This window comes from Paenibacillus sp. FSL R7-0048, from assembly GCF_038004505.1.
In the GTDB taxonomy this organism is placed as follows: domain Bacteria; phylum Bacillota; class Bacilli; order Paenibacillales; family Paenibacillaceae; genus Paenibacillus_AQ; species Paenibacillus_AQ odorifer.
This window is the reverse complement of sequence record NZ_JBBORF010000001.1, coordinates 6,286,353-6,302,018: the sequence shown is the minus strand read 5'-3', so window position 1 is coordinate 6,302,018 and position 15,666 is coordinate 6,286,353. Positions and strand designations below refer to the sequence as shown.

The 15,666-nt window shown below is 43.2% G+C and carries 14 protein-coding genes; 11 read left to right on the top strand and 3 right to left on the bottom strand.

The genetic code is table 11. From position 1 onward, the window contains the following. Nucleotides 1–99 precede the first annotated feature (99 nt). Nucleotides 100–969 (top strand): cation diffusion facilitator family transporter, encoded by an 870-nt coding sequence (locus NSQ91_RS27885; RefSeq protein WP_076128688.1) that lies wholly within the window; start codon nucleotides 100–102, stop codon nucleotides 967–969. 204 nt (nucleotides 970–1,173) lie between these two features. Beyond that, nucleotides 1,174–2,253: a C40 family peptidase gene (locus NSQ91_RS27880; RefSeq protein ID WP_076304774.1), complete on the top strand. Its 1,080-nt coding sequence runs from the start codon at nucleotides 1,174–1,176 to the stop codon at nucleotides 2,251–2,253. 235 nt (nucleotides 2,254–2,488) lie between these two features. Here NSQ91_RS27880 and NSQ91_RS27875 read toward each other — a convergent pair. The 3 genes from NSQ91_RS27875 to NSQ91_RS27865 all read right to left on the bottom strand — a co-directional run bounded on the left by NSQ91_RS27875 (nucleotide 2,489) and on the right by NSQ91_RS27865 (nucleotide 4,912). Continuing rightward, nucleotides 2,489–4,047 (bottom strand): IS3 family transposase gene (locus NSQ91_RS27875; protein WP_340917237.1). Its coding sequence is split into 2 segments (ribosomal slippage): nucleotides 2,489–3,414 and nucleotides 3,414–4,047, totalling 1,560 coding nucleotides; the frame shifts between segments, so codons are not numbered across the junction. A gap of 100 nt (nucleotides 4,048–4,147) precedes the next feature. Further along, nucleotides 4,148–4,525 carry a hypothetical protein gene (locus NSQ91_RS27870; protein ID WP_076128684.1) on the bottom strand — a complete coding sequence of 126 codons (378 nt, stop codon included), beginning with the start codon at nucleotides 4,523–4,525 and terminating at the stop codon, nucleotides 4,148–4,150. Between the two features lie 219 nt (nucleotides 4,526–4,744). Continuing rightward, nucleotides 4,745–4,912: a DUF1328 domain-containing protein gene (locus NSQ91_RS27865; protein WP_036680225.1), complete on the bottom strand. Its 168-nt coding sequence runs from the start codon at nucleotides 4,910–4,912 to the stop codon at nucleotides 4,745–4,747. A 189-nt stretch (nucleotides 4,913–5,101) separates the two neighbouring features. On the opposite strand from NSQ91_RS27865, the gene NSQ91_RS27860 reads away from it, so the two are divergent. The 9 genes from NSQ91_RS27860 (at nucleotide 5,102) to NSQ91_RS27820 (ending at nucleotide 15,581) form a co-directional block, all read left to right on the top strand. After that, nucleotides 5,102–5,608, top strand: coding sequence for a DUF948 domain-containing protein (locus NSQ91_RS27860; protein WP_076146325.1), 507 nt, complete (start codon nucleotides 5,102–5,104; stop codon nucleotides 5,606–5,608). A 59-nt stretch (nucleotides 5,609–5,667) separates the two neighbouring features. Next, a complete protein-coding gene (locus NSQ91_RS27855; RefSeq protein WP_076128682.1) occupies nucleotides 5,668–6,192 on the top strand; it encodes a hypothetical protein in 525 nt (174 codons plus the stop codon). A gap of 237 nt (nucleotides 6,193–6,429) precedes the next feature. Continuing rightward, a complete protein-coding gene (locus NSQ91_RS27850) occupies nucleotides 6,430–7,596 on the top strand; it encodes a SpoIIE family protein phosphatase (RefSeq protein ID WP_076128679.1) in 1,167 nt (388 codons plus the stop codon). Nucleotides 7,597–7,598: 2 nt separating this feature from the next. Continuing rightward, entirely contained in the window at nucleotides 7,599–11,267 is a 3,669-nt protein-coding gene (locus NSQ91_RS27845) for a response regulator (RefSeq protein WP_076304797.1), read from the top strand. 79 nt (nucleotides 11,268–11,346) lie between these two features. Next, the gene (locus NSQ91_RS27840) at nucleotides 11,347–12,213 is read left to right on the top strand and encodes a CheR family methyltransferase (protein WP_051491113.1); all 867 of its coding nucleotides are present in this window, start codon (nucleotides 11,347–11,349) and stop codon (nucleotides 12,211–12,213) included. 21 nt (nucleotides 12,214–12,234) lie between these two features. Further along, entirely contained in the window at nucleotides 12,235–13,905 is a 1,671-nt protein-coding gene (locus NSQ91_RS27835; RefSeq protein WP_076128677.1) for a response regulator, read from the top strand. A gap of 96 nt (nucleotides 13,906–14,001) precedes the next feature. Continuing rightward, a complete protein-coding gene (locus NSQ91_RS27830; RefSeq protein ID WP_076128675.1) occupies nucleotides 14,002–14,340 on the top strand; it encodes an STAS domain-containing protein in 339 nt (112 codons plus the stop codon). Nucleotides 14,341–14,358: 18 nt separating this feature from the next. Next, complete coding sequence (gene rsbW / locus NSQ91_RS27825) at nucleotides 14,359–14,814, top strand: anti-sigma B factor RsbW (RefSeq protein WP_036680217.1); 456 nt, start codon at nucleotides 14,359–14,361, stop codon at nucleotides 14,812–14,814. Beyond that, entirely contained in the window at nucleotides 14,811–15,581 is a 771-nt protein-coding gene (locus NSQ91_RS27820) for a sigma-70 family RNA polymerase sigma factor (protein ID WP_076128673.1), read from the top strand. Before rsbW ends, NSQ91_RS27820 begins: the two co-directional genes overlap by 4 nt. Nucleotides 15,582–15,666 lie beyond the last annotated feature (85 nt).

Genomic DNA, 15,666 nt, shown 5'->3' with positions numbered 1-15,666 from the left:
TTATTCTAATTGTTTTTAAATGCTGCCACAAGGGCAAGAATAATTGAAAGAATTCTTTTCCGTATTTTAAATAATCGGAGAAAAGAGGGGGAGCCAAGAATGACTGATATTTACGAAGATATACGTAAAGGTGAACGAGGAGCTTGGGTGAGCATAGCGGCTTACCTCATCCTATCATCATTCAAGCTGGTTTGTGGTTATTTATTTGCATCTAGCGCACTCGTAGCGGACGGGGTCAACAATTTAACAGATATCGTAGCATCCATAGCTGTACTGGTGGGGTTACGGATTTCGCGGAAGCCACCTGACTCTGACCACGCTTATGGGCACTTCCGGGCAGAGACCGTAGCGGCGTTGTTGGCTTCTTTTATCATGGCGGTAGTGGGCCTTCAAGTGATTGTGGAGGCGGTGCGTTCCTTTTTCGATCGTACAAAAGAAACGCCGCAGCTCTGGTCGGCAGGGGTGGCTATTGTATGTGCAGTAGCTATGATGGGGGTATACATATATAACAAAAGACTGGCCAAACAAATTAACAGTGGGGCACTTATGGCAGCGGCTAAGGATAATTTTTCTGATGCAATGGTCAGTGTTGGAGCCGCAGTTGGGATTGTGGGTGCACAGTTTGGTTTGCCATGGATTGATTCCGCAGCAGCTGTTCTTGTCGGACTCATTATCTCCAAGACCGCTTGGGATATTTTTCGTGATTCGACCTATCGGCTTACCGATGGCTTTGATCAAGATAAATTGATGGATCTACGCAGTACGATTGCTCGAACGCCGGGAGTAGAAGAGATTAAAGATGTGAAGGCACGGGTTCATGGTAATCATGTGCATGTGGATGTTGTAGTGGAAGTGGATGCGAATATTTCTGTGACGGAAGGTCATGAAATAAGTGATTCCATCGAAGAAAGAATGAGCAAAATGCATAATATTATGAATGTGCAGGTGCACGTGGAACCTAAAAAATAAATCACGAAATGCTATATTAAGGAAAAATAACACATATTCAAGGAGAAATCGAGACTTTAGACCTGTGTGTTACCATAAAGTGGCATGATTATATGTGAAATTTGGAGCATGTTCCAAATCCCGGGCAAGCCTATAATGAGGGCATAAAGGAATAATGTAGTACAATCCTTTATTGAAATCTCATCATGGAATTTGGGGGAACGTATGATCAAATCACATAAGCAAATTACAGCATCTTTGTTAGTATCTGCTGCAATTGTTGCAGGTTTAGGAGTATCTGCTCCTGGACAAGCAGCGGCAGCCTCAAGTTCATCTAATTCAGTTACAGCAGCTTCAGCCGTTCAAACAGGTGTGATCGAGGCTAGTGTTCGCCTTCGCAGCACCCCTTCTACTGACGGAGAAATAGTGAAGTACTTGCAAAAGGGAGATCAAGTGCAGATCCTTTCGCAGCCTAACAGCTATTGGTATCAAGTAAAAACGGCTGATGGTTCAGTGGGTTATACAAGTGCAGGAGATAAATATATCAGTGTATCCTCTGCTTCAGTAACGACACCATCGGCACAAACTGGCACCATTAAGTATGGTGTGAATCTTCGAGTTTCACCTTCAACAAGCGGGAAAATAATGAAGCTTTTGAATAAGGGAGAAAAAGTAGAAGTTCTGGCGCAGCCTAACAGTTACTGGTATCAAGTTAAAGCGGCGGATGGTAGCATCGGATATATAAGTTCAAGTGAACAATATAGTACACTTTCAGGAAACGGTGGAGGAACGGTAACACCAACGCCTACACCAACGCCTACACCAACGCCTACACCCAATCCACCTGTAACAACACCGGGGGCTTCAGCCCAAATCGAACGGGTGATTGCTGCAGGTATGGGATATCTAGGAACGCCTTATGAGTATGGCTCCAGCAGAAATGATACAAGCACCTTTGATTGCTCGGACTTCATCCGGCAAATTTTTATGGATGCAGCCAATCTCAAACTGCCGGCGGATTCCCGTCAACAGGGAGATTGGGTGAAGTCGAATAGTATGGTGGTTACGTCTATTTCCAATTTGAAGCGCGGCGACTTAATGTTCTTTATGGATTATAAGGGGAATTCTGCTTCTGCTTATGAGGGAATCGACAAATCTACAGCTAGAATATCGCATGTTGCAATGTATCTAGGAGATGGACAAGTTCTACAAACTTATTCCGTAGCTTCAGGCGGGGTAAGAGTAGATAAACTAAGCGCTTCTTGGATGAATCGTTTTCTCTACGGAGGTTCGGTCATTCGCTAAATATATGAAAATGCAGGAAGCGACAGCATCGCATGTTTGTGACGGGTGAACGATGGCGGGCGTACGCGCAAGAGAGCTATCCTTTTAGTAGAATTCTCTACTGAAGGGGTAGCTCTTCCTGTTTATCTGTTCAGAATATGTACTCTCCACATAAAAAAAGGGCAGTACCATCGGCCATTTTCTTGGCTCTTGAACTGCACCCCGTCAAGTAGACAGCACAAAAAATAAAAGTAGTTTAAGCGGCCTTAGTCCTAAATTCAATGGGACTGAGGCCGTTTAGTTTTGCCTGTAACCGTTCGTTATTGTAAAAATGAATGTAGGTATCAATATCTGTTTGGAGTTCTTCAAAGGTCTGGTAGGTATGTAAGTAGTACTTCTCACATTTCAATGTTCCCCAGAAGGATTCCATCGGCGAATTGTCAATGCAGCAGCCTACTCGGGACATGCTTTGCTTCAGTTCTGCATCGTCCAGCATCTTTTTAAAATGCAGAGAGGTATACTGAAAACCACGGTCGCTATGGAGTAAGGTTCGGCTCTCCGGTGCTGCCTTCAAAGCTAATTCCAGTGTGTTAAAAACTAGCGAATTATTATTGGAATGACCCAGAACGTAAGCAACAATCGACTTGTCATACAGATCTTTTATTGCACTTAAATACGCCTTCTTGCCGTTTCCGTATTTGAATTCCGTTACATCCGTTACCCATTTTTGGTTTGGAGCTTCAGCCTCAAAATTACGGTTCAGCACATTCTCTGCAACCTGCTGAGGCGTGGAGCCTACATACTTCTTTCTCTTTCTGCGGATGACTGATTGGATGCCTTGGCATCTCATCAGCCGGTACACTCGCTTTGCGTTAATAGATTTATCCATTTGTCTGCGCAAATGCAGGGTCAATTGGCGATACCCAAAGGTTCGTTCCACCTTCTCATACAAGAGGAGCATAGCCTCTGTCAGTTTCTCGTTGTCAGCCTCTCGAGAACTGGGTTTGCGATTCAACCATTTGTAATAACTTGACCGTGAAATCCCTGCGATGTCACACAAAAGCCGAATGGAGCAAGACTGTTCCTGCTGTACGGCCTGAATGGCCAGGTAGATGTTCACCTGGCGAATGGTTCTTAACGCCTCCTCCTTTCGAGTTCCTCTAACTTTTTTAGAAAAGCATTCTCCGCACGCAGGCGTGCATTCTCGTATTCCAGCTTTTGCATCGCGAGTTTGTGGCGATCTGCTTCCGTAAGTTCTTCAGGCGCTTTAGTGCGTCCTCTACCGTCTCGTAACGCCTCTTCACCACCAGCTTCGTACTTCTTTACCCAGCTATATACTTGTTGGTAAGACACGTGAAAATGGCTTGCCGTCTTCGCATAGTCTTCTCTGTTCGAAAGGCAGTACAGCACGATATTTATCCGTTCCTGCCAAGTGGTTACGCGTCCTTTGGTCATAGCTTTAGTTCCTCCTGAATGAGCTGTTAAGCTGTTGCTATGACCATTATACTTCCTAATCCAGTTGGCAAGTTGGGTTGAACTTGCAATCTTATACTTGCAGATGATTTGGTTTTGCGACAATCCTCCCTCGAGATAGTCCTTAACGGCATGGAGTTTAAGTTCTGCAGAATATGTACGATTGTAGCTTCGGACTTCCAGCCCTTCGTATCCATACAATTGATAACGTTGCCGCCACTTCACTAATGAGTTTTTGGATATTCCATACTTCCGGGCCGCAGTTTTCAAACCAATGTCGCCCCGTTCAATTTCTTGGAGAATCGTTAACTTTTCCAGTGCTGTAAACTTCTTTTGTTCCATAAAAATGCTCCCCATACAGCGACAGGTTTTTATTATTTCACCTGTCTACTATATGGGGAGCATATCATCTTGGGACACCCCTTCTTCGCTTATTGATTAATTATGGCAAAATCACATTGGCTGATACAGGAACCTTAACCCATGCTTTTCCTAGCCAAGTGTAAATTTCTCTCCATTCATTACCCCAAGTATCCGAAATGACTTCACCTGTTGTATCAAGAGTCTGAACGCCAAGCCAGCCTGCTGGAATTATACCTCCGACTGAAAAGTAGAAAGGTGTTTTCTCAGTCAGCACTATTTGCGGTGTAGCTGGACTCATATCCGCTGGAGTAATAATGGTTTCAAAAGAATTGCTGTAAGTGCTTCCAGTTACGGTTGCAGGAGCCGTAGTAGTTCCTGTTACTTCAGCTGCTGAAGCTGTAGCTGCGATGGAAGCCATAAGTCCTAAGGCTACTGTAAGGCTGGCGATTTTTTTCATGTTTGGTTCCTCCTGTGGGGGTTGGATGTATTTTTTTCCAAAAGTGCTGTTTGTTAATAAGCTAGTAAACGTAATTGATGCGTGATGAACCACCCATTCAACATTTCTTATTTTCTCAAGTGACATCTGTGCAGGAATGACCTATACTTTCTGCAAGATGAATAAGATATATGGATAGATATGGGAGGGATACAACAGTCACACCATTAATAAGAGGGGCTACATAGATCTGCCTCTGCGTCCCGTGAAGAGAGAAATTACAAACAGAACCAGGAAGACGAAGAACAGGATCTTAGCAAGACCAGCAGCGGCAGCTACTAGGTTGAAGAAACCAAAGATACCGGCGATTACTGCGACTACAAGTAGTATTGCGGACCATTTTAACATTACATATCACCTATCCTTTTTTGATTAATGTAGTCATTGTATAAACGGGGGCTTTGATTTTGAAACAAAAGGGAAGAGGGACTCTTGACAACGCTCGACAAGATGTTTCGGCTTATGGGACCAGGGGTAACTATGCAGTATACAAGGCTGATTAGCCGATATTTATGAGATATGGAAGGGGTTATGAATATGATCATTGAACTTAGTGTAGCACTCGTCGCAATTGCATTCGCAGTACTTGTTTTCTTTTTAATTAAAACTTTAAAGTCGGCAAAGGATTCACTCGACAAAGTCAGCCAAACCTTGGTGGAAGTACAGAAGACGATGGATGAGCTTACTTATGAAGTGAAAACGACGGTCAGACACGCAAATGAAATCACTGCCGATGTACAGCATAAGATTCAGAAGATTGACCCAGTCATCGATTCTGTCAAGAATCTGGGTGATGTTATGAATGAGCTAACCTTAACAGTCAAACAAGTGTCAGTCACAGTGATCGAGAAATATCGTAAATCGCGTGAGCTGAAGGAGAAAAGTAAGGAAGTATCTATAAAAGAAGCTCCGCTAACTCCTGCTGAAGAACGTACTGTTAACTCCTATGATGCCATTTATACTGAGAAGTCACCGGGAAAAATAGCTACAGTGCTAAAAGGTGTAGACGTAGCTGCAACTCTTTGGAAGAAATTTCGTCATTAAGCATAAGATAGTAAAGCTTCTGTAATCGGTGGCTGCAGATAAGAAAGGTGGGACACAACATGAACATGATGATCCTTTTATTTGGTCTTCTTTTCCCATACTTTGATGCGTCTCCACAGTTGGTGCCTATCTCTACTTTTATTGAACAACCTAAGTCGGTTCTCGCATTTGAACATGCTTCAGAATCCAGCCCATATATAAATCGCTTTGATTCTCTGCAAGGTGTCGCTTTATACACCACAAAGGAAGAACTGCTTCTGACCAAAGGCAATCCGCTTGCGGTGACAAATGATCCATTGCTAGAGACAGTGGAGTACCATTACGCAGATGTGACAGTGGGTGTGGGCGAGGGTGTTGTACTTTATGTACATGTTGCACCTCCGCAAGCACAGCAGTTCGGTTTACATGTAGATGGCGTAGAAATCGATCCTTTAACAGATAATCTGCAAGATACTCTGGGCAAACCGTATTTTATAGCCGAAGATGGGGATGTATACCTGAGAGGGAATAACGCACTCAAAATATATCGAAATTTGGCGGGTGAATTCGAAGGAATTGATTTATTTGATAGTATTTCTTCCTAATCTGTTTCATATTTGAGCAAATTGGTTAATAAACATAGGCTGTCTTTAGAATAGAGTAACCTCCAGCCCCACTAGGTATAGTGGGGCTGGAGGTTACTTTGCTGAATACGTAAATTGATCCTATGACTATATTTACATATTATGAAAATAGAAATAACACTGTGAAATAGCGTATGATATAGTTAGTAGGTTTGCAGAATTTTACGGTCGTAATACTAATCGTGTGAGGTGAAGATGATGAGAATCTTAATCGTGGATGACAATCCGACTAATGTTATCATTATCCGTGAAATCCTGAAAAAAGAAGATTACCGAAATTTCGTAACCGCATCCTCTGCCAAAGAGATGCTGGAACGGCTTGGAATCGGTTCGGGGAGTGAAGATGGACGTCCCCGGATGTCAGATATTGATCTGATTTTACTGGATATGATGATGCCAGAAATGGATGGGATCGAAGCATGTCGTGTTGTGCAGCAATACGAACATCTTAAGGATATTCCAATAATAATGGTTACAGCTGTAGGTGATTCAAAGAAATTGGCCGAAGCGCTGGATGCAGGTGCAGTAGATTATGTTACGAAACCTATTAATAAAGTGGAGCTAATGGCCCGGATTCGGCTTGCTCTGCGGTTGAAACGTGAGAAAGATTGGCATAAGGAACGGGATCAGCGGATTCAGGAGGAATTGAGACTGGCTGCACTCGTGCAGAATGCTGTACTCAGCCTACCCCTGCAGGAAGAGAATTTCGAGGTGCATGCTATCTATCAGCCTTCCTCTGAATTGGCGGGTGATTTATATGCCTGGTATCCCCTTGGGGATGGCCGATATGGCGTAATCCTCCTGGACATTATGGGACACGGTATATCGTCCTCTCTTTTTTGCATGTTCCTTGCGTCAGTATTAAAGGATACGGTAACTACCTATGTAGAGCCGGAAAAGGTAATTCAGGAACTCAATCGAAGGTTTAACCAACTTTATATTGAGAAAAAGCTGATTCAATATTATTTTACGACGATTTATCTTGTGATCGACACTCGTATAAAGCGTATTGACTACGTTAACGCCGGGCATCCACCTGCGCTATTTTTTGAGGGCGCAGCTAAGACTCCGGTCTTGCTGGAAAGTAATTGTCACCCTGTAGGCCTGTTTGAACGGATTGATATTCAGCCTCAGAGCTTGACCTACGAAGATGAAGGGCATTTGGTTCTCTATACAGATGGTCTGCTGGAGCTGGTTGAGGGTGAACAGGAAGAGCAGCTGAAGTTTATGATTAAGCATTTAAATGTTGAGCATGAATGGAAGGAAGAAACTATACGGGCTGCTTTTTTCAATGCTGATGTTCCTAAAGAGCGTGACGATGACAAATGTATAGTGTGGATCTCACTGAAGAAGGGAACAGAATGAGGATGAAAATAAAGGCTAAACTCTTAATTGGTTTTAGTGCGATGCTGGCGATTATGCTGGCACTTACTATGATTGGATACGATCGTTTGGATTATATGAATGGTCAGCTTGAGGGTTACCAGGATAGATATATGAAGGGGCGCTCTTCTTCAGGTATGCGTGGAGAAGTGAATGATATGGCGCGCATATTAACGACGACCATGTTAAGTGCGGATACATCAACGGTAGAATCACAAAAAAAAGAGATTGATAAAAAAATAGCTAAGGCGAATGAGCACTACGACAAAATAAAAGAATCAATGACTAGCGCTGAAGAGATGCAGATCGTTAATCAAATTGATGATTCTTATACGATCTATCTAAATTATCAGGAAAAAATATTGAAGCTGCTATCAGCTGGTTATTTCCAGAATGCCAGTACGTATTCTAACACAGAGGGACAAGCGATTCAGAATGCCGTGTTAAACGCTCTGAACAGTCTCTCTGATTATAATGCCTTTATCATGAATGAAGAGAGCGCGAAAGCCAAAGAATCCTATCAAAGTTCTACCCAGATGGTCATCTTAATGATGATTGTAGGTCTATTACTTGGACTTGGAGTTGTTCTATGGATCATTCCAAGCATTACGCGGGGACTTAATGTCGTTTCGATGATGATTACCAGCTTTGGCAACGGCAGAATCCGGGCCATAAGGCGCATAAAGGTTACTTCGAAAGATGAGATTGGTGAGGTTGCCCTTGTCTTTAAGAAAATGGCGTTAGATCTTGAAGAGAAACAGCAAATGGAACAGGCTTATGCACAGGCACAGAATGATCAATCCTGGCTGAATGCAAATGTTGCTCAGGTGACAGAACTTCTCCGGGGGGTTAGCTCATTGGATCAGGTCTCACAGACCTTTATCAACGAGTTCACCCCTGTGCTCGGAGCCCAGTTTGGAGCTGTGTATTTGAAGGATGCTAATCGTCCCGATTTTTTACGAAGCAGTGGTTATTATGCAGTAGATAACGATAAGAAACCAAAGGAAGGTTTTTTGATTGGAGAAGGGCTTGTAGGACAAAGTGCGCTTGATATGCACCCAATCAGATTGGAGCGGGCTCCTGAAGATTATATCTCCGTGAAATCCGGCTTTGTGGATTCACAGCCAGGATATATTTCCATTCATCCGCTTATTTTTGAAGACGAGCTGCTCGGTGTAGTAGAATTCGCTTCATTCCAGCCATTTAGCAGTCTGAAAAATGATTTGCTGCAACAACTTGCGAATAATTTAAGCATTATTTTCAATAATATTAGTCGTCGTCTGATTGTAGAGAAATTACTGCGTGAGTCACAAGCACTTACGGAAGAACTGCAATGTCAGTCAGAGGAGCTGCAGACTCAGCAAGAAGAACTGCGTCGTTCCAATGAGAACTTGGAAGAGCAGACGGACGCACTTAAGCGTTCAGAAGAACTGCTGCAACGTCAACAGGAGGAATTGGAACATTACAATACGGAACTCGTCGCCAAGACTCGTGCACTAGAGGAACAAGTGCAGGAGGTCGAGGAGAAAAAAGATGAAATTGAGCATGCTAAGGTTCAGCTAGAGAAACAGGCTATGCAATTATCCGTGACTAGTAAGTATAAATCGGAATTTATGGCGAACATGTCCCATGAATTGCGGACGCCGCTCAACAGTCTGCTGATCTTGTCCCAGCTGCTTACCGAGAACAAGGATGGTAATTTAACGGAGAAGCAGGTTGAATTTGCCCATACGATTTATATGTCAGGTGCTGACCTGCTTAAGATGATTGATGAAATTTTAGACCTGTCCAAGGTTGATGCAGGAAAAATGGAACTGAATCATGAAGAAATTAAACTGACTGAGCTGAAAAGTTTTGTGAAGCAGAATTTTGCTCCGCAGGCGATCAAAAAAGGACTCTCCTTACGGATAGCCTTTAACGAGCCGCTGCCAGATAGCGTAATTGCCGATAGTCATCGGTTGAAGCAGGTTTTAAGAAACCTGCTTTCCAATGCCTTTAAATTTACAACCGAAGGTTTTATCGAGTTTTCAGTTAGCCCGGCAGATAGTAATCTCTTGCCACTAAATCTGCCGAGTGATAATGAATATATTGCTATTGCTGTGAAGGACAGTGGCATTGGTATTCCGGCTGACAAAACAGATATTGTATTCGAAGCCTTCCAGCAAGTAGATGGAACTACCAGCCGTAAATATGGAGGCACGGGCCTGGGATTGTCGATCAGCCGTGAATTGGTTCGTATAATGGGTGGAGCTATTGTGCTCGAATCCCGTGAGGGACAAGGCAGTACCTTCACTTTGTATTTGCCGGTGAAGGCAAATTACAGTAAACAACCTGCAGAAATAGAAGCTGCTGTGTCCAAAGAGGATTCAACATATGATGAATATATTGGAGACATGCTTCCAACCTTAGTGCCAGCAGCCGTTAATGTACCCCTTCCACAACTGACGATTGAGGATGACCGTGACAATTTGACGGCGAATGACAAAGTCCTGCTTATTATTGAAGATGATGAAAGCTTTGCGAAAATCTTGCTAGACATGGCTCGTGGTCGCAGATTTAAAGGCTTAGTAGCCCTTCAAGGCGATATTGGACTACAGATGGCAAAAACTTATTTGCCAGATGCGATCATTCTCGATATACAGCTGCCCGTAATGGACGGCTGGACCATCCTTAGAGAGCTGAAAAGTGCATCTCAGACCCGTCATATTCCTGTTCATGTTATCTCTGTGAACGATGAAGTGAAGCAAGGGTTGATGATGGGAGCTATGGCGTATCTTAGAAAACCATCTTCAAGAGAAGCATTGGAGCGGGCTTTCTCACAAATTGAGAACTATACGTCCAGCACAGTGAAGTACCTTCTGATTGTTGAAGATGATGAGATTCAACGTCGTTCCATTATGGAATTGATCGGTCACGATGATGTAGCTATCACCGCGGTATCAACCGGCAATGAGGCACTGATGGAGCTGCGCAAGCAGAGATATGATTGTATGGTTCTGGATCTTATGCTTGGGGATATGAACGGCTTTGAATTGCTGGATCAGATTCGTGATGATGAAGAATTAAATGATCTTCCTATTATTATTTATACAGGTAAGGATTTAGATAGCAAAGAGGAGACACAGCTCCGCAAGTATGCTGAATCCATAATTATTAAGGATGTTCGTTCTCCGGAACGACTACTGGATGAGACAACGTTGTTTTTGCACCGGGTAGAAGCCAATCTTCCGGAAGATAAACGTAAAATTTTGCAGAAGCTGCATAACAAAGAAGAGTTATTCGAAGGGAAGAAAATACTGCTCGTCGATGATGATATTCGTAATGTTTTTGCACTCTCTAGTGTACTGGAAGAATACCACATGGAAGTGAAGTTTGCGGAGAATGGACGTGAAGCGCTGGAAATGCTGGTAGAGCAAGAAGATTTTGATCTCGTGCTTATGGATATGATGATGCCGGAAATGGACGGATATGAAGCTATGCGCCGAATCCGTGAAATGCCGCAATATCAGAAACTGCCTATTATTGCGCTTACCGCCAAAGCAATGAAAGAGGATCGCGCCAAATGTATTGAAGCGGGAGCTTCTGATTATATGAAGAAACCGATCGCAACAGGTCAACTTCTTTCGTTAATGCGTGTCTGGTTGTATTCGTAAACTCAAATTTGGGGTAATACCTTTTTAAGAACTAACATGACTAGAATTACGGTGTGTTAATAAGGGAGTCGGGATAACAATGAAAGCGATAGAACACGGATATGAGGAGCAGCCCGTTATGGTAGGAAGTGACGAGTTGGAGCAAATTGAGATCGAGCTGCTCCTTGATGGAGTACACCGTTTATATGGATATGATTTCCGGAATTATGCGTTGCCTTCTTTGAAGCGACGTATCTGGCATCATGTGCATGCGGAGAATGTACACAGCATATCCGCGCTGCAAGAAAAGGTGCTGCATGATCGTGCCTGTTTTGAACGATTTGTCTATAGTCTCTCCATTCCGGTTACCGAAATGTTTAGGGACCCGGGGTTATTTTTAACGTTTCGCCAGAAGGTAGTTCCGTTGTTGAGGACTTATCCCTATATTCGTATCTGGCATGCTGGATGCTCCACTGGTGAAGAAGTATACTCTATGGCCATCCTGCTTCATGAAGAAGGGCTTTACGATAAGGCTCGGATTTATGCCACAGATATGAATGAGCGTTCTTTACAGCAGGCTAAGGAAGGCGTCTATGATATTAGCAGAATGAAGCAATACACTAAGAATTATTTGGAGGCGGGAGGTACCCGGGCATTCTCTGAATACTATACAGCGAAGTATAACTCGGTTATTTTACAGCCATATTTACGCAAAAACATTATATTCGCTGAGCATAACTTGGCTACAGATACTTCTTTTAATGAGTTTAATGTTATTTTCTGCCGCAATGTGATGATCTATTTCAATGATGAGCTGCGGGATCATGTTCACGGCTTGTTTCATGAAAGTTTAAGTCGTTTTGGAATACTTGTTCTAGGCTCTAAAGAATCCATTCACTTTACGAAGTACAGCGATTGTTATGAGTCTTTGGACAGAGTAGAAAAAATATACCGTAACATAAAATAACGCATGAAGGAGGGTGGTCCTATGGGGTTTCAAGAACCAATTCATATACTACTAGTAGATGACCGTCCTGAAAATCTGCTGGCGCTGGAGGCGGTACTTGAAAGCCAGCATTATGAGCTAGTCAAAGCCACCTCCGGCGAAGAAGCGCTGCGGTGTTTGTTAAGGTATGATTTTGCTGTCATCGTACTGGACGTGCAGATGCCAGGTATGGATGGGATCGAGACCGCAAAGTTGATTAAAGCCAGAGAAAAAACAAAGGAAATTCCGATTATCTTTATCTCTGCGAATAGTAAGGAAGCGGAGCATTTATTCGCGGGCTATTCTGCAGGGGCTATTGATTATATGGTCAAGCCCTTCATTCCACAAATTCTGAAGTCTAAGATACAAGGTTTTGTCGAGATGTATATTACGAGCAAGAAGCATCAGACTCAGACCATGCTGCTGCAGCAAAAGACGAAAGAACTGGAAATCATAAATAGTGAGCTCGTAAAGGCTAAGGAAGAGGCGGAGATCGCCTCCAAAGCGAAGTCGGAATTTCTGGCTATGATGAGTCATGAGATTCGTACACCAATGAATGGCGTAGTGGGTATGATTGATTTATTAATGGAGACTGACCTTGCTCCTGAGCAGAAGGAGTATTCTGAGATCATTCGGAAAAGTGCAGACACGTTGATTACGGTGATAAACGATATTCTTGATTTCACCAAAATGGAATCCGGTAAAATGGAAATCGAAGAGCAGCTGTTCGAACTTCGCACATGTATTCAAGAGGTGTTCAGCCTCTTTTCGGTGGAAGCGGGAAAAAAGAACCTGGAGCTCGCTTATTTTATCGATCAGAAGTTGCCTAGACTTTTATATGGAGATATGGCCCGTTTACGCCAAGTATTAATTAATCTGATTGCTAACGCAGTTAAATTTACGAATCAAGGCGGTGTCTATTTAGTCGCTTCCATCAAAGAAACATCTGGGAACAAGGTAGAAGTCGAGTTCACGATCATGGATACAGGGATTGGTATTTCTCCAGAGAAATGCGACCGATTGTTCCAACCGTTCTCACAACTGGATTCTTCAATGACACGGAAATACGGGGGGACAGGGCTTGGTTTAGCCATATGTAAATCCCTTGTAGGCATGATGGGCGGAGAAATACGGGTAGAATCCATGGAGCAAAAAGGAGCTACCTTTATTTTTACGATACAAGCATCCGTACCTGGAGAAGATTTGACAGGAGGTTATCAAGAAGAGGAATCGCCTCATCTTCTTCTTAATCAGGAGAGCAGAAGCCGAATCCTTGTTGTAGATGACCATCCTATCAATCAGCGTCTGATGGTTAGCATGCTAGATAAGCTCGGCTATGAAGCGGATATGGCTGAGGACGGGAAACAGGCTGTGCAAATGGCGCTTAAGCAGCCCTATGATTTTATCTTTATGGATCTCCAAATGCCAGTAATGGATGGCCTGGAGGCAACCGCTCAAATCCGTCGAGAAGGCGGTCCGGCGGCTGAGAAGACTATTATTATTGCAATGACTGCGAATGTCATGGATGGCATCCAGAATCGCTGTAAAGCCTCAGGAATGGATGACTATATCAGCAAGCCACTTAAGATGAGTAGTATTAAGCAGATTATCTCTCGGTATTCTAGCAGCGATAATCGGATGGTTGAAACAGATACCTCTATTTTTCAGGCGTAACCCAAGATTTACTAGTTTATATTTTAATGTTATTTGTTTCAAAGGTAGGACTATGAGGTTATTAATATAGAAAATATTTATCAGGAGAGATCGTCTATGAACACGCATAAAAGTAATAAGTTTCACGCTAAGACAGAGACAAAAGAAAGTGTATGTACGGTTTTCCTGAATGGTGAACTTGATCTATCCGTGGCTTCCGATTTCCGTTTGGTAATGGAGCCGCTTGTAGGTGATACGAAGCATGATTTAGTAATAAATCTTAAAGAATTAAAATACATCGATAGCACGGGTATTGGTATTCTACTTTCGATCCTGAAATCAAGACAAGGTATGGACGTTAAGTTTATGGTTGAGGATGTTCCTCCCCAAATTCAGAAGCTGTTTGACATGACTGGTATTACCAAGTTTTTTGCCTCCCAAGAGAATTCCCACTAGGAAAGGATAGAACAAAGAATGAGTGATGATGTGCAAAAAGTAATTCTTCAGCTGCCGGCTAGCGCAGAGTATGTGGATATTGTTAGGTTGAATTTATATGGTATTGCTTCAAAAATGGGCTTCACCTACGAAGATATTGAAGATATGAAGGTAGCTGTATCAGAGGCGTGTAACAACTCAGTATTGTACGCCTATGGACAACAAGACGGAATGGTTGATGTAATCTTTGAGGTGGGTGAAAGTGCCCTATCCATTACAGTCAAAGACGAGGGGGAGAGCTTTGACGGTTTGGAAGACTCGTCCAGTGAGCGTATGACACTGCATGATAAAGAGTTAAGTGACGTTCAGGTCGGCGGTTTAGGGTTCTACTTAATGCAAGCGTTGATGGATGACGTGAGCGTCGTAAGTGAGGCCGGAAGAGGGACGGTAGTAACTTTGAAGAAGCACCTTAACTTTAGCGAGGAAAAGGTATGAGTGATAAGGTGACTCCCCCCGAGTCCATGAATGAAGCAGTCACCCAAATTTGGGAATATCAGCAGACTAAAGATAATGAACGCGCAACAGTGCTGATTAAGAAATATGAGCCTATGGTAAAAATGGCTGCTGGAAAAATTTCTCGCAACCGCCCCGACTTGTATGAGGATTTATATCAGGTCGGGCAAATGGCGCTCATCCGGTTATTACAGCAATATGATATTAGCCTTGGAATCCCTTTTGAGCCCTATGCGATGAAAAGCATGATTGGACATATGAAGAATTTCCTACGTGATAAATCTTGGTACATACAGGTACCTAGACGGATTAAAGAAAAGGGAGCACTTGTTCAACACGCGATTGACGAACTAACAGTGAAGTTGGAACGTTCGCCTGCGGTGGATGAGATTGCTCATTATCTTGATTTGTCTGTTGAAGAAACTGTAGAAGTACTGGCGGGCAGAGAATGTTATCATTACGTCTCCCTAGACTCGCCCCTTTCTCAAGAGGAGACAGGAGCCACACTAGGCGAGCTGATCAGCTCTGACGCAAATGATTACGAGACCGTAGAGAAACGTATGGATTTGCAACAAGCACTAGGTCAATTGAAGGAACAGGAGCAGCAGGTGCTGCTGTTAGCGTTCCAAGATGGACAATCCCAGCGGGCGATCGCCCAGAAGCTGGGGGTATCACAGATGAGCGTTTCACGCATACAGAAGCGGGCCACTGAGAAGTTAAAGCAGATTATGGCCAACTCTTCCTATTGAGTTCCTGTATGGGTAATATACATTTTCGACGATAAGGACATGCCTCTCTCCGCTGACTGGAGACCCGCATGTCCTTTATTTGTAT

Bases quoted from the DNA above. Each gene is read 5' to 3' on its own strand.
- NSQ91_RS27885 (WP_076128688.1), top strand. From the start codon at position 100: ATGACTGATATTTACGAAGATATACGTAAAGGTGAACGAGGAGCTTGG.
- NSQ91_RS27850 (WP_076128679.1), top strand. From the start codon at position 6,430: ATGAGAATCTTAATCGTGGATGACAATCCGACTAATGTTATCATTATC.
- NSQ91_RS27820 (WP_076128673.1), top strand. From the start codon at position 14,811: ATGAGTGATAAGGTGACTCCCCCCGAGTCCATGAATGAAGCAGTCACC.
- NSQ91_RS27830 (WP_076128675.1), top strand. From the start codon at position 14,002: ATGAACACGCATAAAAGTAATAAGTTTCACGCTAAGACAGAGACAAAA.
- NSQ91_RS27860 (WP_076146325.1), top strand. From the start codon at position 5,102: ATGATCATTGAACTTAGTGTAGCACTCGTCGCAATTGCATTCGCAGTA.
- NSQ91_RS27845 (WP_076304797.1), top strand. From the start codon at position 7,599: ATGAAAATAAAGGCTAAACTCTTAATTGGTTTTAGTGCGATGCTGGCG.
- NSQ91_RS27835 (WP_076128677.1), top strand. From the start codon at position 12,235: ATGGGGTTTCAAGAACCAATTCATATACTACTAGTAGATGACCGTCCT.
- NSQ91_RS27865 (WP_036680225.1), bottom strand. From the start codon at position 4,912: ATGTTAAAATGGTCCGCAATACTACTTGTAGTCGCAGTAATCGCCGGT.
- NSQ91_RS27840 (WP_051491113.1), top strand. From the start codon at position 11,347: ATGAAAGCGATAGAACACGGATATGAGGAGCAGCCCGTTATGGTAGGA.
- NSQ91_RS27870 (WP_076128684.1), bottom strand. From the start codon at position 4,525: ATGAAAAAAATCGCCAGCCTTACAGTAGCCTTAGGACTTATGGCTTCC.
- rsbW (WP_036680217.1), top strand. From the start codon at position 14,359: ATGAGTGATGATGTGCAAAAAGTAATTCTTCAGCTGCCGGCTAGCGCA.
- NSQ91_RS27880 (WP_076304774.1), top strand. From the start codon at position 1,174: ATGATCAAATCACATAAGCAAATTACAGCATCTTTGTTAGTATCTGCT.
- NSQ91_RS27855 (WP_076128682.1), top strand. From the start codon at position 5,668: ATGAACATGATGATCCTTTTATTTGGTCTTCTTTTCCCATACTTTGAT.